Here is a 26,120-nt window from a genome sequence, read left to right as displayed (position 1 = left end):
TAAACAGTAAAAAAGAAATACTTTAATTTTAAGAATTAAAAAACAGTAAATAATATAGATGCCAAAAATAAGATTAAATAAAGCGGTTAAGGAATTCAATATTTCGATGTCTAGGCTTGTAGAATTTTTACAGTCTAAAGATATTGTGGTTGAAAACAATCCTAACGCTCAATTAGAAGAAGCGGCATATTCTGCATTGGAGGCTGAGTTTGCCAAGGATGGTGAACAGCGAAAGGCTTCCCATGAGGTGGTGATCACAAAAGTTCCGGAAGAAAAACTGGAAATTGAAGAGAAGAAAACCCCTGAAGTAATAAGAGCTAAAGCTAATAAACCAGAAACTAAGATTTTAGGTAAAATAGACTTAGAGCCTAAAAAGCCTGAAGTTGAAGAAACTCCTGCTCCTGCTCAAAAGCCGGAACCGGTAATTGAGGAGAAAAAAGAGGAAGTAGCACCTGCTCCGGAAGTGAAAGAAACTCCTGAAGTAAAAGTGACTCCCGAAAAACAGGAATTTAAAGTTCTGGATAAAATTGATTTGTCTCAATTAGAATCTAGAAACAGACCTGCTAAAAAAGACAAACCAAAAGAAGAAGTGAAGAAAGCAGAGGAAAAACCAGTTGAGCCTGTAAAACAAGCTCCAAAACCAGTTGCTGAAACTCCGGCTCCGGCTAAACCTGCTGAGGTAAAAGCTGAACCTCAGAAAGCTGAGCCTGAATCTCAGGAACCACAAAAAATTGAAACAGTTTATCAGAAACTAGACGGTCCTAAGATCGTTGGAGAAAAGATCGACTTAACTCAGTTTGCACCAAAACCTAGTTCTGGAGCGAAAAAGAAAAGAAAAAGAATTGAGAAGCCAGGTGGGCACAACAACCAACAAGGTGGTGGAAATAACCAACAGGGCGGAAACAATAACAACAACAATAACCAAGGTGGTGGTCAAGGAAACCGCCCTCAAGGTCAAGGCGGACAAGGGGGAAACCGTAACCAAGGACAGGGTGGACAAGGAAATCGTCCTCAAGGTCAAGGTGGTCAAGGCGGAAACCGTTTTGGAAACAACCAAGGAAACCGTCCACCAGGACAAGGTGGTCAAGGTGGAAACAGAGGCGGATTTAACAGAGGCGGACAAGGAGGAAACAGACCTGGGCAAAGAACCATGCCTGTTGAATTAACAGACGAACAAGTTAAAAACCAAATCAAGGAAACCCTTGAAAAATTAACAAATAAAGGAGGTAAGTCTAAATCTGCTAAGCACAGAAAAGATAAGAGAAACTTCCGTAGAGAGCAGGATGAGCGTCAGCAAGAAATTGATGCAGCAGACAGAACATTAAAAGTAACAGAATTCATCACTGTTGGTGAATTGGCAAGTTTAATGAACGTTTCTCCTACAGAAGTAATTTCTGCATGTTTCTCTCTTGGGGTAATGGTTACCATGAACCAAAGACTTGAAGCTGATACTTTATTATTAGTAGCAGATGAGTTCGGTTATAAAATTGAATTCTCTGATGCAGATCTTGAAGATACAGACTCTGAAGAAGAAATCGATACTGAAGAAAGCTTAGTGCCAAGAGCGCCTGTTGTTACGGTAATGGGGCACGTTGACCACGGTAAAACTTCATTATTGGATTACGTAAGAAAAACTAACGTAATTGCTGGTGAATCCGGAGGTATTACACAGCACATCGGTGCTTATAACGTGAAATTGGAGAACGGTCAGAGAATTACATTCTTAGATACTCCGGGTCACGAAGCCTTTACGGCGATGAGAGCGAGAGGTGCGCAGATCACGGATATTGCGATTATCGTAATTGCTGCCGATGATGATGTAATGCCACAAACGAAAGAAGCTATTGCTCACGCTCAGGCGGCAGGTGTACCGATGATTATTGCGATCAACAAGGTAGATAAACCAAATGCTAATCCTGATAATATCCGTCAGCAGCTTTCAGGATTGAATCCTTCTGTTTTAGTTGAAGAATGGGGTGGAAATGTTCAAGCTCAGGAGATTTCAGCTAAATTTGGTAATAATGTTGATTTATTATTAGAGAAAGTTTTATTACAGGCAGAAATGCTTGAATTAAAAGCTAATCCGGATCGTTCAGCAAACGGAGTTGTTATCGAAGCTTCTTTGGATAAAGGAAGGGGTTATGTAGCAACAATGTTGGTTCAAACCGGAACTTTAAGAGTTGGAGATTATGTGGTAGCAGGTAAGAATCACGGTAAAGTAAAAGCTTTGCTTGATGAAAGAGGGAAGAATCTTAAAGAAGCAGGTCCTTCAATTCCGGCAACAATTTTAGGTTTGGATGGAGCGCCTACCGCAGGAGATAAATTCCGTGTTTATACCGACGAAAGTGAAGGTAAGGCAATCGCGAATAAGAGAGAGCAGCTTCAGAGAGAACTTTCTATCAGAACTAAAAAACATACAACGCTTGAAGAGCTTGGAAGACGTATTGCTTTAGGTGAATTCAAAGAATTGAATATTATCCTTAAAGGTGACGTTGATGGTTCTGTGGAAGCACTTTCCGATCAGTTACAAAGATTATCAACAGAAGAGATCAGTGTGAAAATTCTACACTCAGGTGTTGGACAAATCACTGAATCTGATATCAACTTAGCGGCAGCATCTGATGCGATTATCATCGGATTCAACGTAAGAGCAGGTGCTAATGCAAAAGAATTGGCAGATCGTGAAGAAATTGAGATCAGAACATATTCTGTAATCTATAAAGCTATCGATGAGGTTAAAGAAGCAATGGAGGGAATGCTTTCTCCTGAAATTCAGGAGCAGGTAATCGGTAATGTTGAAATCCGTGAGGTATTTAAGATCTCTAAAGTGGGTTCAATTGCTGGTTGTATGGTTCTTACCGGAAAAGTAACAAGACAGTCGAAAGTACGTTTGCTAAGAGACGGTATTGTGAAATTTGATGGAGAATTAGAAAGCTTAAAGCGTTTCAAAGATGATGTGAAAGAAGTAACAAAAGGTTACGAATGCGGATTGAACTTGAAAGGCTATAATGATATTGAAATAGGCGACATTCTAGAAGTTTACGAAGAAGTTGCTGTTAAGAAAAAGTTGAAATAACTCTACTTTTTACAGATAAATAAAAACCACCTTTTTTTGAGGTGGTTTTTTTATTTAATATATTTTATTAATTTATAATGATTCTAAATAAGTTTTTTCCTATTAATGAAAACATGTTAAAAGTTTTTTCTAGTATATTGAAAATGTATTTTATTTAAAAATGAGCGAATATTATTGTTAAATTTTGTTTGTTTTAAGTATATTTTATAGTAAAACCTAAAAGTAACTCTCTAATAAGTGGTAAAAAAACTTGCAAGTGTTAAAATTTATTAACATATTTGCCCATTAAATATATTAAAATTTGTTAATATGAATGTTAAACTACGTGTATTAAGTGCTGGGGCGTTGTTCTTTTTAGGGCAAACAGCTTACGCACAATCCAAGAAGGATACAGTTGCTAAAGAAACTCAGATTGAGGAAGTAGTAATGGTAGGATTTGGTCAGAAGAAAACAGTTCAGGAATTGACAGGATCTGTAAGTACCATGTCAGCAAAAGCTATCGAGGATGTTCCTGTAGCTTCTGTAGATAAAATGCTTCAAGGTAGAGTAGCTGGGGTGCAAACAGGAAATGCTTCTGGACAACCAGGAGGTATGGCGTCTGTGCGTGTTCGAGGTATTTCTTCAATCAATGGGGTGACTTCTCCTATTTATATTGTTGATGGAGTTAGAATAGCATCAGGAGATTTATCAAGACAAAATACAACTTCGAATGTCTTAGCTTCTCTAAATCCAGACGATATTGAAAACGTTACAGTTCTTAAAGATGCTGTCTCAACGGCAGTATATGGAGCTGATGCGGGAGCTGGGGTTATTGTAATTACAACTAAATCTGGTAAAAAAGGAAAGCCTAAGTTTAATTTAGGTTTTAGTAGTGGTTTCAATGATAGAGCAGTTAAACCTCACAGAGCTTTCACTGCTGATGAGTGGAAAAGCTATGTCGCAGAAGGATTCTCAAATTATTATGATGAGACAATTACTGTTGATGACATAAAAGGAGGTGAGTTAGGAACAGGTCCAGCTGCTATTTTTAATTCTCCATATAGTACTGATTGGCAAAAGGAAACTCAAAAATATGGTTACCAGCAAAATGCTGATTTTAGTGTGTCTGGTGGAAATGATAAATTCACGTATTATTCTTCTTTGAACTATTTCAATCAAGAAAGTGTTGTTAAAAATTCATATTTTAACAGATTAGCATTTACTAATAGATTAGCTTATCAAGCTACAGACAAATTAAAAATTAGTACAGACTTCCAATTTTCGTATAGTAAGATTAGTACACTAAGCGATGGAGGGGCATTTTCAAATCCTATTTTGGCTCAGTATTTTAACAGACCAACAGATCCTGTTAGAAATGCAGATGGTAGTTGGTATTTTGGAGGAGCTACTGGAAGGTTAAGCAACGGTAACTTTAACCCTGCAGCTCTTCAAGATTTAAATTATGTGAAAGCAGGTACTTTCAGAGCGTTTGCTAATTTAAATGCAGAATATAAAATTTTAAAAAATCTGACTTATAGATTTGTTTTCTCTCCAGAATATATAAATATAGAAGAAGATACTTATTGGAATCCTTTACATGGTGATGGATATAATTATGGAGGTTATCAAAAAACAGGTATGGGACGTTATTTTAATTTTAACATCCAAAACATATTAGATTTTAACTATAGATTTGATAAGCATAATGTTGGTGCTTCATTAATTCAGGAAGCTTACAAAAAAGATGAAAAATATCTTACAGCAACAGGAATTACTGTTGGTACTCCAACATTACAAACTTTAACAAACTTCATTGTTCCTTTTGGATATGGAGGAGAAAGAGGTCTAACTTCACGTTACGGGTATGCTGCTACAGGTCATTATGATTATGATAAATTAGTTTTAGTTGATGCTTCATACAGACGTGATATCTTATCTCAATTCGTACCAGGTCAAAAGGCTGGGGATTTTTGGTCTGTAGGTGTCGGGTTAGATGTAGCTAGATTTGAGGTTATAAAAAATATAGGAGCAATTTCTATGTTGAAGTTTAGATCATCTTATGGTAAATTAGGAAATCAAATCGATGCTAATCCTTATGCAACATATTCTTATACAACAAACTATAATGACTATGCTGCGGCTTCTATTAATAGAGTATATAATCCAAATTTATCTTGGGAAACAGTTAATCCGTTTAACGTAGGAGTTGATTTAGGATTCTTCAATAATAGATTGACAGTAACAGCTGAATATTATAATAAGAAAACTAAAAATCTAATTTATAATATACCTTTATCTGGTGCGCAAGGGGTTAATAACCCAGATAGTCCACTAAGTGCATTCTACGTAGACAATGTAGGAACATTAGTAAATAAAGGATTTGAATTTGCTGTTAATGCTGATATCATTAAAGGTGATAGAAACCAACTTAATTGGTCTATTGGTGGTAACCTTTCAACTCTTAATAATGAAGTTACGGAGTTATATGGAGGTACGGTAAATGGTTCAACAACAACACTTAGAGTTGGTGAAGGTGTAAGAACTTTCTATCTAAGAAAATGGGCAGGCGTAGATCCTTCTAATGGAGATCCGCTTTGGTATGTAAATGGTGTTGATGGTGCAACGACCAATAATTATAACCAAGCTCAACAAGCTGTCCAAGGATCTTTCTTGAGTAACATATTTGGAGGTGCTAATACGAGTTTATCTTATAAAGGGTTCTCATTAGATCTTCAATTTACTTATGGTTTTGGAGGGAAAATATATGATGATTGGTCAAGCTACCTATATTCTGATGGACAATATTCATATAACTATCCTGGATATGGTGACGTAATTGGTGATTATTGGACTCCAACTAATACGGGAGCATCAAATCCTAAACCTGTATACGGTGGTAACAAACTTTCAAACAGAGCATCAACTAGATTTTTATATGACGCAGATTATATTCGTTTAAGTAATGCGAGAGTTGCATATACATTCACGGGTGATTTCTTAAAGGGTTCAGGATTAAATTCTGTTCAAGTATATGCAATGGCTAATAATGCATGGACCTACAGATTTGATAAGAAATTAAAATTTGATCCTGAAACAAATATTGCGGGATACACAAATTTAAGTTTACCGGTATTGAAGTCGTTCTTATTTGGTGTTAATCTAAGTTTTTAAAAAATAAAAAATGAAAAATAAAATATTAAAAATAGCATTGCTATCTATAGGACTTTTAACAGTTTCTGTCTCTTGTAGTGATGATTTTGTAGATAGACAATTCTATGAAGAAGTAGAACAGGGGCAATTAAAGTCAGTTCAGGAAGTTGAATCTTTTGTAAGAGGGGGATATGCTCAGATGAGATCTCGTTATTATTATGGTTGTGATTTCTTGGCATTTGGAGAGGTAAGATCTGATGTAATGTATAGTAATTTGGCGAGCGGATATTATCAGAATGTACAGAATTATACAATGACTTCTTCTGATGCTTATTCACGAGATACTTGGAATCAAATTTATAAAACTGTTGGTATTGCAAACGTTGTAATTAATACGGACTTTTCCGGATTTACTTCTGATGATCAAGAATACGCTAGTTTTTTACAAGGACAAGCTTATGCTATCAGAGCTTTAGGTTTTTTTGATATATTACGTTTATATGGTCAGCAATATACTGGTTCCACAACTTCTTTAGGAGCTGTATTACCATTAAAATATGATCCTAAAGCTAAGCAGGCAAGAAGTACTGTTGCAGAAACGGAAGCACAAATTGCGGCTGATTTTAACAAAGCAGTACAATTAATGGCCGATAATAGCGATTATGATTTAAAAACAAGTGACAGAACTGCTTTATCTCTGTCTGCTGTTAAAGGATTAATGGCTAGATTCTATCTTTACAAGGGAGACTACGCAAGAGTTAGACAATTAGTAAGCCAAATTGTTGCAGTTGGAGGTTATAGTGTTATACCAGCGGCAGATTTTGCAGGAAGCTATGATTTTGCTAAGAATGGTTCTTCACCAAACTCTATGTTTGAATTGGCAGTTGGAAACGTTTCTGCATTAGGAACTGCTTCATATAGACATAAATTAAGTAATGGAGGTTATGGTAATGTCGTGCTTAAAGCTGGTGTTGCAAATGATTTGTATGGGGCTACTACTACAGATGTTAGAAAGAGCCTTATAACTACAGCTTCAGGAACGAGTTATTTATCATATTTGGCTGCTAATGGTACAACTAGAGGTAAATATATGAATGCTTCTGGTGCTGATAATATAAAAATGCTTCGTTATGAAGAGGTTTTATTAGATGGCGTAGAAGCTGAAATTAATGGAGGAACTCAATCTCAAGCTTTAATTTACTTAAATTTGATTCGCCAAAATAGAGGTTTAGCTGCTGCTACAACTGTGGATATTGTAGAACTTAAAAAAGAAAGAGCAAGAGAACTTCTTGGAGAAGGTTTAAGACAATGGGATTTAAGAAGATGGGGCGATGCTGTACCAAGACCAACAGGTGCTAGTACAAGTATCTTATTAAATGCTTTCCCTATTCCTTTATCAGAAACTAATGTAGGAGCTGTTCAATCAAATCCTGGTTATGATAACTAATTTAATGATTTGTTAATAATCATTTTCATAAAAAAAACCGCTATTAGCGGTTTTTTTTATGAAAATTCATCAAGGAAAATTATTATCTTTACATGTATATATAAAAGTTCAATATGAAAAAAATATTTTTAATTTTATGTTTGCCATTGGCAACTACTTCTTTTCTCGCTCAAACAGGAAATGATAATGTTTTTATGTCCAGTGATAGGATTTTTACTTTAGGGAAAAGAGTTAAAAGTGGTGAATATATAGTAGATGGTAATCCTTATTCTAATGGAAAAAAATTTGATAAGGTTTCTATTGATGGCTACTCTAAAAATGTACAGGATCTTAGGTATAATGCTTATGCTGATGAGATGGAATTCTCTAATAATAATGAAACCTATTATATTGATAAAGTAGAAGGAACTGTGATAAATTTTCCATCGTTGAATAAAACTTATATTGTAAAAAAATATGATTATTTAGGAAATACTAAAGTTGGATATCTTGTTCTTTTAAGTAAAAAGGATGGAAAGTATGGTTTGTTTAAAAGAGAGAAAGTGGAATTAATGCCAGGAGAGAAAAGTCCAAATGCTTACGGTAAAGATGCTAATGATTATTATGCTAAAGAAAAAGATTTATATTTAGTTTCTAATGGAAGTAATTTCTATAAACTTTCTAAGAATATAGAAGAATTGTCAGGCTTACTTTCTCTGGACCAAAAAAGTGTAAAAGACTTTGTAAAGTCTAATAAAATTAATTTCAGCAAAGAAGCTGATTTGATAAAATTATTTGATTTTATTAATAAATAGTAATTATAAAAAAACATGTATTTTTGCCTTACAAAAGCAAAAAATGAAATACATATTTCTTATAATAACTTTCTTCGCCTCTATCGCTCACGCTCAGGTAATTAATAAGACAGACTCCAACAGGCTGGATAAAAAAATAGCTGAGAAAGATACACTGGTGATAGACTCGGGGAAGAAAGATTCCTTAAAAATATTTAAACCAACAATCAATGATTATCAGTATCAGACACAATTTTCTGAAAAGAAGGTGTTTGATACTGTTATGTCATTTGACAAGACTTATATCTTTACGCAATACAACAATAAAGATAATTTTGGGAGAGCGCAATTTGCCAATGTAGGAGCAGGATTCAATCCTTTGTCATTTGAAGTGAATGCAGAGCAGAACTTATCCTTGCTTCCGACCAATAAATCGTATGGAATTTTAGGGATTAATGATATCCAATATTATGATGTAAAAACACCGACGGCAACTTTTATCTATCATAATACAATGAAAAACGGAGCTGCACTGAAATCTACTTATACTCAAAATATTGGTAAAAGATTCAATTTTGCAGTGGAGTATATGGGACTTCGTTCTCAGGGGCTTTATAGAAATTCACTGGCTGCCAATAACAATACTTTATTTTCGGGGCATTATATTTCCAAAAGCGGAAATTATGAATTGTTTGCCCACTATTTACATCAAAACGTAAATAATCAGGAGAACGGAGGAATTACCAGAGATGATCTTTTCCAGGATGGTGACAGCAATTCAAGTAACCGACAGAATATGCAAATCAATCTATCGTCATCGAGTTCGCAGTTTTCTTACCGAAGATATTATTTAAGCCATCAGTTTACGCCTTTCACTGCGGAAAAATTTCCGTTCAGAATAAGACACACGATTTTTCATCAGGGAAATAAATATTTCTATCATCAGAATGCTTTGGAAGGATATTGGTATACAAATGCCAATGAGTTGGTAAATGGGTACTCGTTGGGAACTCAGAAATTTTCAAATAATTTAAGCAATACGGTAAGTTTGGTTTTTGATAAAGAAAACTTGAAACTGGATGCGGGAGTTCGTTATCAAATGCTTGAATTTGGTTTAGAAAACGGAATTACAATCAACGATGTAGCTTATCCAACAAAGCTTAAAGAAAATAGATTAGGTGCCGTTGGAAATTTAGAGGTTAAACTTTTTGACAAAATTCATTTAAATTCATTCTTGGAATTTTCAAAAGGAAGCGAATTTGGGAATTATCTAAAAACGACCAATAATTTAAGATTTGAACCTATCAAAGATTATTTTGTAAATGCGAAGGTGAATTTCCAAAGCGTTTATCCAAGTTTCAACTATCTTTTGAATACTTCGATCTATAATAGATTTAATTATTATCTGCAGGATGCGAAAAACCAGTCGATCACTGAGATTGGAGGAAATATCAATTTAAAATGGTTCAAAACCGAATTGTTTGCCAACTATTTCAGAATTGATAATTACACATACTTCGACAGTAGCGCACAGCCAAAACAAAGCGAAAGTTCTCTTAATATTTCTCAAATTGGAGGCGATGCTACATTTAGCTACGGAAATTTCCATTTGAATACAAGATTGCAGTTTCAGAATGCTTTATCAAATAAAGATCTTTATCCGATGCCAAGTTTCATTGGTAGAGCCAATATTTTCTACCAAGGAAAATGGTTTAAGAAAGCTGCAGAAGTACAAACAGGTGTCAAAATTTATTATTTCTCGAAGTTTGCAACAAGAGAATACCTTCCAATCATTAACGAATACATTTTGCCGGGTTCCGGCTCCTTCTCTATCGGTGGACAGCCTATGGTAGACATTTATTTTAATATGAAAATTAAAAAAATGTTCTTCTTTATTGAAGGTCAGCAAGTGGGATCGGCTATCTCAAATAATAAAGCGTACGCATTTCCGCACTATCCGGTTTATGATTTTAGGTTAAACATCGGAATTGTGTGGTATATGTTCAACTAAAACTTACATCAGGTTGAAAACTATAAATAAAATATCATTTAACGATATAGAAAGCATTCCTCAATTGGTTAAAGATTTTCTAAATCAAAAAATTGAGGGATTTGAAGAAAACACATTTTCTTTAGATCATTTTAAAAATCAAATTCACAAAAAACAGTATTCTTTTACTTCAGAGCAAAGAAATGTTCTTTCAGATGTTTTAGAAAGACAGCTTTCTCATCTTGAACTTTCTTCGAAGCAAAAAGAAAATATAGATAATATAAAGCAACCGAATACTTTTACGATCACCACAGGGCATCAGTTAAATTTATTCTCCGGACCCGTTTTTTTCGTGTATAAAATTTTACAGACGATTAAAACCTGTTCTTATTTAAAAGAAAATTTTCCGGATTTCAATTTTGTTCCTATCTATTGGATGGCTTCAGAAGATCATGATTTTGCGGAGATCAATCATTTTAAAACAGAGAATAATTATTACGAGATCAACGAAAAATCGGGTGGTGCAGTTGGGAGAATTGATATAAATGATACCTTCTTTATTTCTGAATTTGAAAAGGAATTTAAAGATTCTGTTTTCGGAACTGAATTAATTTTAATGCTGAAAGAAGCCTATAAAGTTGGAAATACTTTAACACAGGCGATTCAGATTTTGGTGAACCGATTGTTTTCAAACTTTGGTTTGTTGATTTTGGATGGCGATTCTTCGGCGCTTAAAAATCAAATTAAAGCAACTTTTAAAGATGAACTTCTTAATTTTAGTTTACATAAAAACTCAAAAGAGAAAGTTGATTTTTTAACAAAGAAATACGGGAAAGTGCAGGTAAATCCGCGCGAAATTAATTTGTTTTATCTTTCTGAAACAAGAGACAGAATTGATTTTGACGGAAAAAAATATACGATTGTAGACAAAAATATTCAGTTTACAGAAGAAGAAATTCTTAATGAGCTTGAAAATCATCCTGAGAAATTTAGTCCGAATGCATTGATGCGTCCGGTATATCAGGAAACGGTGTTGCCGAATTTAGCTTATATCGGAGGTAATGCCGAAATCATGTATTGGTTGGAATTAAAAGATTATTTCAACACCATCAATATTCCTTTTCCAATTTTAATTCCTCGAAATTCAATGTTATTCCTGAAAGAAAAAACAGTTGGAAAAATCGAGAAATTGAATTTGAAAGTAGAAGACTTTTTCCAGAATTTCACAACGATTACGAATAACAAAATATTAGACGATAATACTATTCTGAAATTATTGGATGAAAAGGAAAATCTTCTAATGACTCATTTCGCTGAATTAAGAACTATTGCAGAAACTACGGAGAAATCTTTCGGAAATATGGTGAAAGCGGAGGAAGTTCGACAGTTAAAATCATTCAAAAGACTGAAAAAACGTCTTCTTCACGCAGAAAAAATAAAACAGAGCGAAATGTTAGAAAGACTAGAAAATCTGTTTTTAGATGTACATCCTTCTAAAACCTGGCAGGAAAGGGTTTATAATTTTAGCGTGTTCTTCGCAGATTATGGATATGCGTGGCTTGAAAATTGTTGGGAAGAAATGGTGGTTCAAGATTCAAAATTAATAATTGTTGCCATTTAATTTTAAAGAAGTATTTTTGTAAATTATAATTATCGAATATGATAAAGAGGTTTTTTATTCTATCCAGTTTATGTATGGTTTTGGGTGTATCTGCTCAGAAATCGCACACTGTTGCAAAAGGAGACAATCCTTATAATATTGCAAAAAGATACGGCATGACTGTAGATGAATTGCTGAAAATGAATCCGAAGTTTAAAGACGGCAAATTGGCAATTGGTGATGTTTTATCGGTAAAAAGCGATAAAACTACAACTTCAGCTCCTAAAGCGGCTGTTGTTGAAAAACCAAAAGCAACCAGCACTTCGCAGGTTGGAAAAATTGTTTTGCAGCCTAAACAAACGATCTACGGAATTACAAAGCAATACCGTATTTCTGAAACTGATCTTAGAAAAATGAATCCTGAGCTGGATTCTCACATGAAGATTGGCGACGAGATCACTTTACCTCTTGAAAGTATTAAAAAATATGGTGGCGAGCAGGCTGTAGCAGCAGTTTCAACACCTAAACCTGTAGAACAGTCAACAGTAGAAACTCCAACTCCGATTGCGGATGGTGAAAACTATGTTGTTCAGGCAAAAGATAATTATTACAGAATTTCAAAACAGTTTAATATTTCTCAGCAGGAACTTTTCGCTTTGAATCCGGGATTGGAGGAAAAAGGATTGAAGCCTGGAGAAAGTATTATCATAAAAAAATCAAATGCAGCTCCGGTTGCTGAATCTTCTTCTAATTCAAAAACAAAAGTAGATTCAGGAAACGAAAGATCTTCAGCCAATGCTACGTCAACTGCTGATGATTTTGTAACGTATACCGTTCAGCAAGGTGATACCGTATTCTCAATTGTGAATAAATACGGAATTTCAATTGATGAATTAATCGCATTAAACCCAGATCTTTCTCATGGTTTAAAAACTGGAATGGTTTTAAAGATTAAAAAGCTGGATCCTGCTTACGTTAAGAAAAATGGTGATGCGCTAAGTGTTGTATTGATGCTTCCTTTCGGATACAGTACCAACGAAACGCAGTACAGAGCAATGGCTATGGATTTCCTTACGGGAGCGAAGTTAGCGATTGAAAGAAATGCTAGAAACGGACAGAAACTTGAGGTTAAAATTGTAGATTCAGGAAACGAGGCAACATTCAGAAATTCTTTAACGCAATTGCATCCTGAGAATACAGATTTAATTATCGGTCCGTTCTTCAAGTCGAATGTGGTAGATGTTCTTGACTTTACTAAAAATCAAAAAATCCCGATTGTGGCACCTTTTGCCAACTCTCCGGAATTATATAACTACAGCAATTTGATTATCGTTGAAACGAATGATCAAACTTATGCTGATAAAATTGTTGAGGAAGTGAAAGCTTCTTATTCAGACCAAAAAATCTATGTTGTTGCAGATGCTAAAAAAGAAAATGCCAACTACATTAAAGCAGGTCTTGAAAAAACATTAAAAAGTCCAACAGTAACGATCGTGAATTCTGCAGCAGATATTCAACTAGATCAAAATATGATGACAGGACAGTCTGCTCCGGTAATCGCGATTTTAGCCAATGCAGATTCCGCGGCGGGTGAGGCGTTCTCTAATAAAGTGATCGCTTTGTCTAAAGAAGTTCAGGGAGTAAAAGCATTCAGTATGTATTATGCTCCAAGCTTTGAAAAGAAAGTAGATGACCTTAGCCAGGCGAATTTGGTTTATTTGATGGACAGAAAGATCAATACCGATGGAAGTTTTGAAAAAGAAATTCTGGCGGCTTATAAGGGCAAATATTGTAAAACACCTCCTAAATATGCTATTGTTGGTTTCGATGTTGTAAACGATATGTTAACCAGAGAAAATAAAAAAGGAGAAATTTTCAAACAGATGAATAAGGTTCAGACTCAGCTGGCTACCAAGTTTGAGTTTGTAAAAGCCAAAGCAAATGGTGCTTATGTAAATACTGGTTATAGAGTAATCAGATTAGTTCCGTAAGGATATTATTAACATTATATTTATATTTACAAAATATTTTAAATTACTAAATGAAAGCACTTGTATTTCCTGGGCAGGGTTCTCAGTTCGTAGGAATGGGAAAAGAATTATATGATTCTAGAAAAGACATTAAGGACTTAATGGAATCTGCCAATGAAATTTTAGGTTTCGATATTCTTTCTATTATGTTTAATGGAGCGGATGAGGATCTTAAGAAAACTGAGGTTACGCAACCTTCGATCTTTATACATTCAGTAGCGGCTCTTAAAGCGGTGAATGGTCTTGGCGCTGAAATGGTGGCAGGACATTCTTTAGGAGAATTTTCAGCATTGGTTGCCAATGGCGTTTTATCTTTTGACGACGGTTTGAAGCTGGTTTCCGAAAGAGCAAAAGCAATGCAGGCGGCTTGTGATGCCAACCCAAGTTCTATGGCGGCAATTTTAGGATTGGAAGATGCTAAAGTGGAAGAAATTTGTGCTACAATCAGCGGTATTGTGGTTCCTGCAAATTACAACTGTCCCGGGCAATTGGTAATTTCCGGTGAAACAACAGCAGTTGAAGAAGCTTGCGTAAAATTAAAAGAAGCCGGAGCAAAAAGAGCATTATTGCTACCTGTAAATGGAGCTTTCCATTCTCCTTTAATGCAGCCTGCACAAGAGAGATTAGCTTCTGCGATTGAAAAAACAAAATTCAGAAAAGCAACAATTCCTGTGTATCAGAATATCACGACTACAGCGATTACTGATCCTGATGAGATTAAAAATAATCTTATTGCACAATTAACAGGTCCTGTAAAATGGACGCAGTCTGTTCAGAATATGATCAAAGACGGGGCTAATAACTTCATTGAAGTGGGTCCTGGGAAAACCCTTCAGGGATTGATCAAGAAAATCGACGGGTCTGTATCTGTTGCTTCTGCAATCTAAATAAAAAATATGGGCGAGATATTTTCACCGGGAAAGCTGATGCTTACTTCAGAATATTTCGCAATGGATGGAGCTCTTGTCTTAGCGGTACCTACCAAGCTGGGACAAGAGTTTTATTTTGAAGAAAAATACGATGGGAAATCTCTTATTTTCTGGGAGGCCTATCATCAAAACAAATTATGGTTAAAAGCTGTCATCGATTATAAAAACTGGCAGATCATTGAGACCAATATTACTTCAAGTGCTGAATTTATTTTAAAAACCTTAAAAAATGTTCAGTCACTTTCTACAATCAAATTCAAGAACGATTTTACTTATCATTTAAAAACCAACCTTCAGTTTCCTGCAGATTACGGTTTGGGAAGCAGTTCTACGCTGATGACCAATCTTGCGGAATGGGCAGAGATCGATCCTTTTCGTTTAAATTCAATCAGTTTAGGTGGCAGCGGATATGATATTGCGGTGGCAAAAGAGAAATCTGCAGTGCTGTTTCAAAGCAAACCTGAGATTACATATGAACGGACGAATTTCAATCCTTCTTTTAAAGATGAATTGATTTTTATTCATTTGAATCAGAAGCAGGATAGCCGTCAAGGAATCAATTTTTACAAGTCTAAAACAAAGTCTCAAAAACTGGTTGATGAATTTTCGAATCTTACAAGAAATATTTTAGTATGTAACGAATTGGGGAATTTTTCTGAACTAATGTTAATTCATGAGCAACAAATTTCGAAATTCCTTGAAATTCCTACAGTTAGAGAGCGTTTCTTTGCAGATATCCCTGTTTTTGTGAAAAGTTTGGGAGCCTGGGGTGGAGATTTTGTCATGAGCTCAAAATTTGATGGCTTTGAGGACTATTTTTGGGAGAAAGGTTTTCGCACAATTTTCAATTGGAAAGATTTAATTAGTTTGTAATCAGTTTGTTACAAACTTGTTTTTTTATTTGCCATTCTGACTTATATCATTATATTTAAACCACTTTTAACAATTAATTAATATTAATTTTGTTGAACCCCAATATTGAAATAGAAAATATAAGTAAAATGAAACACGCTAAAATCATCCAGGATTTAGAAAAATTAGGGATTAAAGGAAGTTATGAAGTCATTTATAATCCTTCGTATGAAGAATTGTATCAGGCTGAAGTTTCTCCTGAAAATCAGGGCTTTGAGAAAGCTGAGCTTACGGAATCTGGTGCAGTATCAGTAAAAACAGGAATTTTCACAGGTCGTTCACCTAAAGACAGGTACATAGTTCAGGATGATGTTACAAAAGACACGATTTTTTGGGACGGTAAAGTAAACTTGCCAACATCTCCGGAAATTTTCCAGTCTTGTAAAGACTTAGTGCTGAACCAACTTTCTGATGCTAAAAAAATCTATGTTGTAGATGCATTCTGCGGAACGAATACAGATACAAGATTAAAAGTAAGGTTCATCGTTGAAGTAGCGTGGCAGGCACATTTCGTTACGAATATGTTCATCCGTCCTTCTCATTATGAGTTGGAAAGCTTTGGAGAACCGGATTTCACAGTAATCAATGGATCTAAAACTACAAACCCGAACTGGGAAGAGCAGGGATTAAACTCTGAAAACTTCGTGATGTTCAACCTTACCGAAAAACTTCAGATCATTGGAGGAACTTGGTACGGTGGAGAAATGAAGAAAGGGATGTTTGCCATGATGAATTATTACCTTCCTTTGAAAGGGATGGCTTCTATGCACTGTTCTGCAAATGTAGGTGAAGAAGGAGATGTTGCTCTTTTCTTCGGTCTTTCAGGAACAGGAAAAACTACTTTGTCTGCAGATCCGAAAAGATATCTGATTGGTGATGATGAGCATGGTTGGGACAACAATGGAGTATTTAATTATGAAGGAGGTTGCTATGCAAAAGTAATCGATCTTTCTGAAGAAAAAGAACCGGATATTTTCAGAGCGATCAAAAGAGATGCACTTCTTGAAAACGTAGTGATTCACGACGGAATTACTGATTATACAGACGGATCTATCACAGAAAATACGAGAGTTTCTTATCCGATTTATCATATTAATAAGATTGTTTTGCCTTCAAAAGCAGGACACGCGAGCAAGATTGTTTATCTTTCTGCAGATGCTTTTGGAGTATTGCCTCCGGTTTCTGTGTTGGATGAAGATCAGGCACAATACCACTTCCTTTGCGGTTATACTTCAAAGTTAGCCGGAACAGAAAGAGGAATTACAGAACCTCAGCCTTCATTCTCGCCTGCATTTGGTGAAGCGTTTTTAACATTGCACCCAACAATGTATTCAAAAACATTGATCGGTAAAATGAAAGAACATGGTGCTAAAGCGTATCTGGTAAATACAGGTTGGAACGGAACAGGAAAAAGAATTTCTTTGAAAGATACAAGAGCAATCATTGATTCTATCATCGATGGATCTATTGAAAATGCTCCGAAAACAAGAATTCCAATTATGAATCTTGAAGTTCCTACAGAATTACCAAACGTTTCTGAAGGCATCCTAGATCCAAGAAATACATATAACGAAGTTTCTGAATGGGAAGAAAAAGCGAAAGACTTAGCTTCAAGATATATCAAAAACTTTGAACAATATTGTAACACCGAAGAGGGTAAAAAGCTTATTGCTTCGGGTCCTCAGTTACAGCAACAAGCAATTAACTAAATTAGGAAGCCTCATCAGTGATGAGGCTTTTTTTATGCTTGAGATGCTTAGACAGGCTCAGCATGACATCGCTAAAAATAGAGTGTTAAATAATTACACAGTTAGTATTAGAATTGTCATGCTGAGCCTGTCGAAGCATTTTCTATTACTTCAAACTCAAAATTGCCAATCGATATCCATCCATTCCAAAACCGGATAAAACGGCATCAGAATTTGCTGCCGTCACAGACTTCTGACGAAATTCTTCTCTCTTGTAAATATTACTGATGTGAACTTCGATTTTCTGCTTCTGAATATTTTTTAAGCAATCAGCAATGGCATAAGAATAATGCGTAAATGCTCCCGGATTAATTACCAAAGCATCAAAATCATCTTTCTGAAGACGGTTAATCAATTCACCTTCAATATTTGATTGATAATAAGATATTTCATGCGTAGAAAATTCAGATTGTAATTTTTCTAAATAATCTTCCATCGTTACCGTTCCGTAAATTTCTGGTTCTCGCGTACCTAACAGATTAAGATTAGGACCGTTTACAATTAAAATTTTCATAACATAAAATTAAAAACTTTTTTTGAATTTCTCTCCGTCATTTCGAGTGTTTTTCGCAGCGAAGCGGATAAAAATGTATCGAGAACCAGTGAACAGAAACACAAATTCTATTTCCACAGCAAAACTTCTCGATACGATTTTTTTTGTAAAAATCTACTCGAAGTGACGATGGTCATATGTATTACATTTTGAGTTTAATGTAGTCTAAAGGGAAAATTATCCATTGTATTATTTTTAATGATATTTCTCATATTTGAAAATTTAATAATTTGTATAACTGTCTATTTTGGTGGTTTTTAAAATAAATTTAACTTAATTTTCATAAAATTATAATCAAAAATTTTAAAGTCTACTTGTTTTGTAGACTATTTGTTTTTAGATTTGCAACCATATTTCGATCGGCTTATAAAGAAAGATGGAGGGAACTGACCCTATGAAATCTTAACAACCTGCTTTGGGCAAGGTGTTACATTCAGCCTTAAAAAGGAAAGATAAGCAATAATTTAATCCTACTTATTGGTGCTTGTTGTTGTCTTTTTTGTAAAAGGTTGATTTTTAATTAATGTTAAACAAAATTGATTATGATTAATAAAAATTCATTTAATTCTAAGATTTGGATTCCACCTGTCGCGGTATTTTTCCTAGGAATTATCGGAGTACAAGGTCAGGAAATAAAAAAAGATACCCTGAAGGAAAAAGAGATAGACGAAGTAGTTGTTGTGGCGTATGGAAAAGCGAAAAGAAATAGCTATACAGGTTCGGTTTCCACAATTTCCAGTGATAAAATTAACAACAGACCGGTTACCAATATTACAAAAGCTTTGGAAGGTCAGGTTCCCGGGCTTCAAGCGGTGAGTGCTTCTGGCCAGCCAGGGTCTGTAGCTTCGGTTCGTATTCGTGGGATTGGCTCAATAAGTGCTTCAAGCGATCCTTTGTATGTGGTAGACGGACTTCCTTTTGATGGAAATATCAACACCATCAGTCCAAATGATATTGAATCGATGAGTGTACTGAAAGACGCTTCTGCAAGTGCTTTGTATGGCTCGAGAGGGGCAAACGGAGTAATCATCATTACGACAAAATCGGGTAAAAAAGGAGAATCAAAGATCAATTTTAATATCAGTCAGGGTTTTTCTTCGAGAGCGGTGAAAGATTATGCTCAGGTAAATACCGATCAGTATTTTGAATTGTATTGGGAGGCAATGAGAAACGGCTATGTTGCGAATAATATTGCTCCACAGCAGGCGGCTCAGATGGCAACAGACGGTTTGGTGAATGCTTTGGGAATCAATCCTTACGGAGCCAGTTTTGCAAAACCTGTAGGAACAGACGGAAAATTGTTAGCAGGTGCAAAAGCTTTGTGGAATGACAATTGGGCAGATGTTCTTCAGCGTGTGGCTTCTAGAAATCAGGTTGATTTGGATTTCAGCGGCGGAAACGAAAAAAGTAATTACTATTTCTCGTTAGGGTATCTTGATGATAAAGGAATTGCCATAGAATCTGGTTTCAAAAAATACAGTACAAGATTAAAATTAAATTCTGAAGTTAAAAAATGGCTGAATGTTGGTGCGAATTTAAGCTTTACCAACAGCGTTCAATTGGCTCCCGCTTCTTCGGATTCAAGTTCTGAAAATATTATCAATGTCGGGCGTATTATTCCTTCATTTTATCCTTACTATGAAAGAAATACAGATGGAAGTTATAAATTGGATGCAGGCGGAAATTATATTTATGATTTCGGAAAATACAGACCAACAAGCGCTTTACAAAATCAGAATTTAGCAGCAACTTTACCTTTAGATAAAAACGAAAACAGAGAAGATAACTTTTCAGGAAAGGGGTTTGCTGAGTTTACGTTTTTGCCAGAATTGAAATTTAAGACTAGTTTTTCAGTTGATTTGGTGAATTATAACGGTCATTATTACACTAATTCTCTGTTAGGGCAAGGAACTGAAATTGGCGGTTCGGTCACTAAAACAAATTCCAGAACGCTCTCTTATACCACAAGTAATATTTTAACTTATGATAAAAAATTCGGTCAGCATCACGTGAATTTATTAGCAGGGCAGGAGTTTTATCATTATGAATATCAGACGATTTCCGGAAACAGATCTCAGTTTTCACTTCCGTATTATTATGAACCAGACGCTGCAGCTTTATTGGGTGGTTTCACAGGAAACAGCGATCAGTTGGGATTGCTAAGTTTCTTAGGTAAAGCGGAGTACGATTATCAGAATAAATATTTCATTTCAGGATCGGTAAGGTCAGATGCTTCTTCGAGATTTTCTCAAGATAACCGTTGGGGAACGTTTTGGTCTGTCGGTGGTTCGTGGAAAGCGTCGAGTGAAGATTTTATTAAAGATTTAAATATATTCGATCAGCTGACACTACGTGCAAGTTACGGAGGTCAGGGAAATGACAAGCTTAAAACCTATTATGCTTATCAGAGTTTATATCGATTTTACAACAATTTAGGAGAAGCAGGAACCGTTGCAAGCAGTCTTCCGACACCAAATTTGAAATGGGAAACGAATCTTAATTTAAATATCGGACTTGAATTTGCGATTCTGAACAACAGAATTAAAGGTAATGTAGAATATTTCAAGCGTGAAAGTCAGGATTTACTTTTTGAAATGCCTTTGGCGCCGTCTTTAGGATTTACAGGATTCCAGGCAAATATCGGAACGATGCAGAATACCGGTTTTGAATTTTCATTATTCACAACACCTGTAAAGACCGACGATTTTCAATGGAATGTTGATGTAAATTTAAGTACATTAAACAACAAGATCACAAAACTTCCTCAGCCTTCTATCATCAGCGGAACAAAATTATTAACTGTGGGTGGTTCGGTTTACGATTTCTATCTTCCGACTTGGGTAGGCGTGGATCCAACTAACGGAAAACCTTTGTGGAAAACAATTACAACAGATGCCAACGGACAAACGGTGGAAGGTACCACTTCTGAATACGCTAAAGCGGCAAGAGAAATTCAGGGTTCGGCACTTCCGAAGTTAATGGGTGGATTAACGACAAGCTTGAATTACAAAAACTTCGACCTTTCCGCTTTACTGACTTTTAGATTGGGAGGAAAGATTTTGGATACCGATTATACCTCCATCATGTCAAACGGAAATTTGGCAGGACGTGCATGGAGTGCTGAAATGGTCAATAGATGGACTCCTGAAAATACAAATACGGATGTTCCTATTTTGAGCACAACAACCAATAACTGGACTTCAACCTCATCGAGATTTTTATATTCTGCAACGTATGCAAGATTGAAAAATGTAAGTATCGGATACACACTTCCATCGAATTATTTTGAAAAATTGGGCTTGAAAAACTTCAGAGTGTATGTTCAGGGGGAAAATTTACTCACGTTTTACAAACATAAAGGAATGGATCCTGAGCAATCATTGGATGGAACAACGTATTACAGATATCCGGCGATGAGAACCATCACTTTCGGACTTCAGGCAACTCTTTAATCTTAAAATTAAAACAATGAAAAAAATAAAATATCTATCTTTTGCCATTATCGCGACCTTATCTCTGGTGAGCTGTGAAAGCGAGTTGGAAACGGCGCCGACCAATCAGGCTAACGAAGCAGAAGTTTTTAAAACGGCTGATAATGCCGAAACGGTGATCAACGGAACTTGGGCGAAATTTAATGATGATGGAACAACATATTCCAACATCGGATATTCAACCGTACTGAGAACGAGTGATGCGATGGGAAGTGATGTGGCGGTTTTAACCAATAAATACGGGTTTCCAACGGCTTATACATTTTCAGATTTGAGTAATAACACCGGAAGTCGTGCTCTTTTCATTTGGAGTTTGCTGTATTCTACCATTAATAATATGAATAATGTGATTACCAGAATTGATGTGGCAGAGGGAAGTCAGGCAAAAAAAGATCAGGTAAAAGGTCAGGCAAAGACGCTTCGTGCTTTTTGTTATCTGAATTTGGCGAGTTTTTATCAGTTTAGTTATTTGAAAGATAAAACAGCATTAACCGCTCCAATCTATACAGAACCTACAACTACTGAATCTAAGCCGAATAAAAGAGCAACGTTAGAAGAAATTTATACGCTGATTAAAAGTGATTTAACAGACGCAGATCAATTGCTTCAAAATTACACGAGAAACAATAAAGATAAAATCGACAGATCGGTAGTGAACGGATTGTTGGCAAGAACCTATCTGAATACAGGAGATTGGGCAAAAGCTGCCGCTGCCGCAAAAGTAGCAAGAAACGGGTATGCTTTAATGACTGCTGAAAAATATAAAGAAGGTTTCAACGACATCAGCAACGGAGAATGGATTTGGGGTCACGGGCAAACGCAAGAGCAGTCTAGCGAGAGTTATGCCTTCCACTTTTTAGATGTTTCGTCTTCCGGAAGTTATTATTACAGCTTCATGGCAGATCCTTATTTTAAAGATTTGTTTGATACCAATGATATTCGTTATTCTCTCTTTTCATGGGACGGACTTCCGGGTAGGGAAGGGCTCTTGAGATATGCTAAATTTAAATTTAAAGCCAATTTAATTGCCGATATCGTCTATATGAGAGCGGCCGAAATGTACTTAATTGAAGCCGAAGCCGAAGCCAAAAATGGAAATGTAACCAATGCAGTAACTGTTTTAAACCAATTGAAATCGGCGAGAAATGCTAATCAATATTCAGGTTCTTTAGCTCAAAATGATGTGATTAAAGAGGTTTTAATTGAAAGAAGAAAAGAATTGTTCGGCGAAGGATTTTCTTTATCCGACATCATCAGAACGCAGGGAACAGTCATAAGAAAACCTTTTACCAATGCAGATGGTTCTTCGATTCAGGTACAAATCACCACGCCCGACGGAACAGTGAAAAATGTTGCCGGAAGAGGGCACACGATTTATGCTTTTCCTGATCAGTCTTCTTTTGCTCCGAATAGCAAGTATTATTTGTTCACGATTCCACAGAAGGAAGTGGAGAATAATCCGAATTTGTAGGATTAGTTTTTTAAATTTTTAAAAAGGCTGCCCTAATTAGAGGACAGCCTTTTTTATGATTAGTGATGTAATAAATGAAAGTATTCACTTAAAGATTGTATACCTATAAGTAATCTTCAAACATATTTTTGCCTTGGTGGTAAATTTTGTATCGTGTTTTTAGAGCATCCCAAATTTGAACGTAAATAGTTCCATCATCATTTTTACCCACATTTAGATAGATGTTTTCTTCCTCTTCGTTGGTCTCAACTTTTATTTCATTATTAGGTTCAATAAATGCTTCTAAAGCTTCAGGTTCTTTTATTATAGACATTTTTTCGTCGCTGCAGTTATGGATTGTTATTTTCATTTTCATTGTTTGAATAATCTTAGCGATTTTAAATAAAATATAAATTTAAAGAGATTATTTTGTTCTGATAAAAAAGGCTATCCAAAATTTTCGGAAAGTCTTTATGTGTAATATTATTCCTCTTTTAAAAGAGGTCTAACGAATTCTATAAATCTTTTTTCTATCGCGCCATACTTTTTAAAATTAATTTTTGCCTCTCTTAAGCTTACATTATTTGCTCCACTATCATAATCAATATCATGAAGTTGTACTCCATCATCTTCCCAATAACATACCGGACATATTTGAAACGTATTATCAGCCTTGTATTCAAGAGTATGATATCCGCAACATGGGCACGAGAATTTACTATATTTTTTAGTTTCCATATGATTATAATCGCTTATAAATAATAACTTATTTAGGATGTAAGAATGATTTAAAAATAAATTTTAGCATATCATAGAGTAGTAAAAAGGTTGCCTTTTATTATTTAATATAGTGATCCTTATATTTTCTAAAGAACTTATTTATATTGACGTTTATTTTACAGAAATTAATTTTAGGAGTTATAATTTCTATATTTTCAGACATTAATGAATCTTTTACATATTGAGGAATGTATTCTGCAGAAAATGTTGTAGATGCAGATAAAAAGTAAGACTTTGTAGAATCTAATTTATATTCCATTGTGTTACTATTAGTAATTATTGGTAAGTCAATATCTTTTGTACAATTAGATGGAATTAATATGTATTTGTTTTTATAATGTAAATATAATATCGCTTCTCTAAAAGATAAGGAATATTTTTTCATTGTTTTATTTATTAAACTTTTACTGTAGTCAAATTGATAATCTAGATAATCTTCTCCTGAGTATATACTTGTTACTTCTCCAATATTTTCTTTACCATCATTATCTATTATTTTAAAATTAGTCTCAAATAATCCGCTATAAAGCAATAATGTTTTTTTACTATTGTTTTTAATTCTTACTGTGAGATGTTTATCTTCAATATTTTTAGTAATTACATTCATATTGTAAATTTGTGAATTTAAATTATTTATGATTAAAAATAAAGTTAGTGCTATCTTTTTCATATTATTCTAGGGTCTTAAAAATGATGAAAATAGTGATTGAATATATTATATTGATGGATAATATCTGCTACTGAATGCAGCGGAAAATTTCATATTTACTCCTGATATTCCATCTGTCATACTGTGAGCATAAAATTCAGTTATTCTGGTAGCTTCTGCTACTCCGTATTTTGCTTTCCAAGCTTGATACATTCCTGTAACTGTATGTATAGAATGTATTCCTTCATGATACCAAGTTGCAGCAAAGCCTAATGCTGTTCTCATTCGATGTGGAGAAATTAAAACGATGCCATCTCCCATAGATGTTCCTCCGTTTACAGGATCACCAGTTCCTCCGTTGCTTAATAACTTGTTATCCTTAAGTACGTAATCTGTTCCCGTATTATTGTTAAAGTCGGTTAAGTTTTGTTCATTTGCTATAGCAAAATTTTTTGCACTTACATTATAAATCTCTGGAAAAATTTGTGATAGATCATTTAAAAAAATTTCCTTTACTGAAGCATCTGCTACACTAGTATTATTATAATATTTATTAATTCTTGTTCGTATTTTATTAGTAATATCAATTCTATGCGCCAAGAAATTAAAAGCAGTAACAACCAATCCTTGGCCTGCACCCATCCAAAAGTTTCCACCTCCAAGTACAGAACCCACACCACCACTAACAGCTCCGTTAAATAATGCAAATGCATCACTTCTTAATATATTGTTAGCTCCTAAGTTATCTGTTGCCATACCCAGCAAATCACCAGAAGCACTGGCAAATGCACCACTTAGTGCTCCACCCCAAAAGTTTCCTCCTTGTACTGTGGCAAGGAAACCTTGTGTAAGGGCGTGAGCTCCTATTTTTTTATTTATATCCCTAGATGTTTAAGGAAGTATACTAATTATCAAATGCAGCATCAGCTTATTTTTTAAATAAAGCAAATTTAAAAGTGGGTAGAGATGGGTAGAATTTGTGTTTCTGCTGCGAAATTATAAAAAAATAATTTCCCGAACAAGAGATTTTTATATTACGATTACATATTCATATCATGTTAACTTAATTGTTAAAAACTCTTACCTTTACTATACCAAAATTCCTTGCAACATGAAAGCAGACATCGAAAATAAGCTGATCGACAAAAACACAAAACCCACAAGCATGAGGATTTTGGTGTATGATTTTCTAAGTTCTCAGGAAGCCGCGCTGTCTTTGTCTGAAATTGAAAATCATTTTGAAAATGCAGACCGAACTACAATTTACCGAACACTGAAAACTTTCGAAGAAAAAGGAATTGTTCACGGAATTCAGGAAAATACCACGACGAAATACAAACTTTGTCACGATGGTTGTGATGAAAGTACCCACAAAGACTGGCATCTTCATTTCTACTGTAAAATCTGCAAACAGACCACCTGTAAAGAAGATATTTCGGTTCCTGAAAATATTCAGACCAATTTCAGGATCGATGAAATCAGACTTTTTGCAAAAGGAATCTGTGAAAACTGTCTCGAAAGTTTGCAATAGTATTGCATTGGGTTTCGCCTTAACTTTGAGTA

General features: G+C 34.9%; 18 protein-coding genes and 1 riboswitch. Of the genes, 13 read left to right on the top strand and 5 right to left on the bottom strand.

Going from position 1 to position 26,120, the window contains the following annotated elements; translation table 11 throughout:
• The first annotated feature begins 58 nt into the window (after positions 1–58).
• The 10 genes from infB (at position 59) to pckA (ending at position 17,595) form a co-directional block, all read left to right on the top strand.
• Positions 59–3,076, top strand: coding sequence for a translation initiation factor IF-2 (infB, locus tag ABEG63_RS03400; RefSeq protein WP_346582985.1), 3,018 nt, complete (start codon positions 59–61; stop codon positions 3,074–3,076).
• Positions 3,077–3,385: 309 nt separating this feature from the next.
• Positions 3,386–6,226, top strand: a complete 2,841-nt coding sequence (locus tag ABEG63_RS03395) for a SusC/RagA family TonB-linked outer membrane protein (protein WP_346582983.1) — start codon at positions 3,386–3,388, stop codon at positions 6,224–6,226.
• A 10-nt stretch (positions 6,227–6,236) separates the two neighbouring features.
• On the top strand, positions 6,237–7,652 hold the full coding sequence (locus tag ABEG63_RS03390) for a RagB/SusD family nutrient uptake outer membrane protein (RefSeq protein WP_267405572.1): 1,416 nt from the start codon (positions 6,237–6,239) through the stop codon (positions 7,650–7,652).
• A gap of 113 nt (positions 7,653–7,765) precedes the next feature.
• Positions 7,766–8,446 carry a hypothetical protein gene (locus ABEG63_RS03385; RefSeq protein ID WP_267405570.1) on the top strand — a complete coding sequence of 227 codons (681 nt, stop codon included), beginning with the start codon at positions 7,766–7,768 and terminating at the stop codon, positions 8,444–8,446.
• A 43-nt stretch (positions 8,447–8,489) separates the two neighbouring features.
• Positions 8,490–10,436 (top strand): putative porin, encoded by a 1,947-nt coding sequence (locus ABEG63_RS03380; protein ID WP_346582980.1) that lies wholly within the window; start codon positions 8,490–8,492, stop codon positions 10,434–10,436.
• A 13-nt stretch (positions 10,437–10,449) separates the two neighbouring features.
• Positions 10,450–12,036 (top strand): bacillithiol biosynthesis cysteine-adding enzyme BshC, encoded by a 1,587-nt coding sequence (bshC, locus tag ABEG63_RS03375; protein ID WP_346582979.1) that lies wholly within the window; start codon positions 10,450–10,452, stop codon positions 12,034–12,036.
• A gap of 38 nt (positions 12,037–12,074) precedes the next feature.
• A complete protein-coding gene (locus tag ABEG63_RS03370; protein ID WP_346582977.1) occupies positions 12,075–14,006 on the top strand; it encodes a LysM peptidoglycan-binding domain-containing protein in 1,932 nt (643 codons plus the stop codon).
• Positions 14,007–14,056: 50 nt separating this feature from the next.
• The gene (gene fabD, locus ABEG63_RS03365) at positions 14,057–14,932 is read left to right on the top strand and encodes an ACP S-malonyltransferase (protein ID WP_267405562.1); all 876 of its coding nucleotides are present in this window, start codon (positions 14,057–14,059) and stop codon (positions 14,930–14,932) included.
• Positions 14,933–14,941: 9 nt separating this feature from the next.
• Positions 14,942–15,847: a GYDIA family GHMP kinase gene (locus tag ABEG63_RS03360; RefSeq protein ID WP_346582974.1), complete on the top strand. Its 906-nt coding sequence runs from the start codon at positions 14,942–14,944 to the stop codon at positions 15,845–15,847.
• Between the two features lie 128 nt (positions 15,848–15,975).
• Positions 15,976–17,595, top strand: a complete 1,620-nt coding sequence (gene pckA / locus ABEG63_RS03355) for a phosphoenolpyruvate carboxykinase (ATP) (protein ID WP_346582972.1) — start codon at positions 15,976–15,978, stop codon at positions 17,593–17,595.
• Between the two features lie 145 nt (positions 17,596–17,740).
• On the opposite strand, the gene ABEG63_RS03350 is transcribed toward pckA, so the two are convergent.
• Positions 17,741–18,148 carry a type II 3-dehydroquinate dehydratase gene (locus tag ABEG63_RS03350; RefSeq protein ID WP_346582970.1) on the bottom strand — a complete coding sequence of 136 codons (408 nt, stop codon included), beginning with the start codon at positions 18,146–18,148 and terminating at the stop codon, positions 17,741–17,743.
• A gap of 400 nt (positions 18,149–18,548) precedes the next feature.
• Positions 18,549–18,646: riboswitch (SAM riboswitch) on the top strand.
• An 83-nt stretch (positions 18,647–18,729) separates the two neighbouring features.
• On the opposite strand from ABEG63_RS03350, the gene ABEG63_RS03345 reads away from it, so the two are divergent.
• A complete protein-coding gene (locus tag ABEG63_RS03345) occupies positions 18,730–21,639 on the top strand; it encodes a TonB-dependent receptor (protein WP_346582968.1) in 2,910 nt (969 codons plus the stop codon).
• A 16-nt stretch (positions 21,640–21,655) separates the two neighbouring features.
• The gene (locus ABEG63_RS03340) at positions 21,656–23,149 is read left to right on the top strand and encodes a RagB/SusD family nutrient uptake outer membrane protein (RefSeq protein ID WP_346582966.1); all 1,494 of its coding nucleotides are present in this window, start codon (positions 21,656–21,658) and stop codon (positions 23,147–23,149) included.
• Positions 23,150–23,252: 103 nt separating this feature from the next.
• Here the strand turns inward: ABEG63_RS03340 and ABEG63_RS03335 are convergent, their stop codons facing one another.
• From ABEG63_RS03335 to ABEG63_RS03320, 4 genes are all read right to left on the bottom strand, one after another.
• Positions 23,253–23,498 (bottom strand): hypothetical protein, encoded by a 246-nt coding sequence (locus ABEG63_RS03335; protein WP_346582964.1) that lies wholly within the window; start codon positions 23,496–23,498, stop codon positions 23,253–23,255.
• A gap of 113 nt (positions 23,499–23,611) precedes the next feature.
• Entirely contained in the window at positions 23,612–23,866 is a 255-nt protein-coding gene (locus tag ABEG63_RS03330; RefSeq protein ID WP_267405554.1) for a CPCC family cysteine-rich protein, read from the bottom strand.
• Between the two features lie 100 nt (positions 23,867–23,966).
• Positions 23,967–24,578 carry a hypothetical protein gene (locus ABEG63_RS03325; protein WP_346582962.1) on the bottom strand — a complete coding sequence of 204 codons (612 nt, stop codon included), beginning with the start codon at positions 24,576–24,578 and terminating at the stop codon, positions 23,967–23,969.
• 45 nt (positions 24,579–24,623) lie between these two features.
• The gene (locus ABEG63_RS03320; protein ID WP_346582960.1) at positions 24,624–25,313 is read right to left on the bottom strand and encodes a hypothetical protein; all 690 of its coding nucleotides are present in this window, start codon (positions 25,311–25,313) and stop codon (positions 24,624–24,626) included.
• Between the two features lie 355 nt (positions 25,314–25,668).
• Between ABEG63_RS03320 and ABEG63_RS03315 the strand changes: the two genes are divergently transcribed.
• Positions 25,669–26,088 carry a transcriptional repressor gene (locus ABEG63_RS03315; protein WP_326981932.1) on the top strand — a complete coding sequence of 140 codons (420 nt, stop codon included), beginning with the start codon at positions 25,669–25,671 and terminating at the stop codon, positions 26,086–26,088.
• Positions 26,089–26,120: the final 32 nt, after the last annotated feature.

The organism is Chryseobacterium sp. C39-AII1, assembly GCF_039672645.1.
In the GTDB taxonomy this organism is placed as follows: Bacteria; Bacteroidota; Bacteroidia; order Flavobacteriales; family Weeksellaceae; genus Chryseobacterium.
This window is presented reverse-complemented; position numbering and strand designations above follow the sequence as displayed.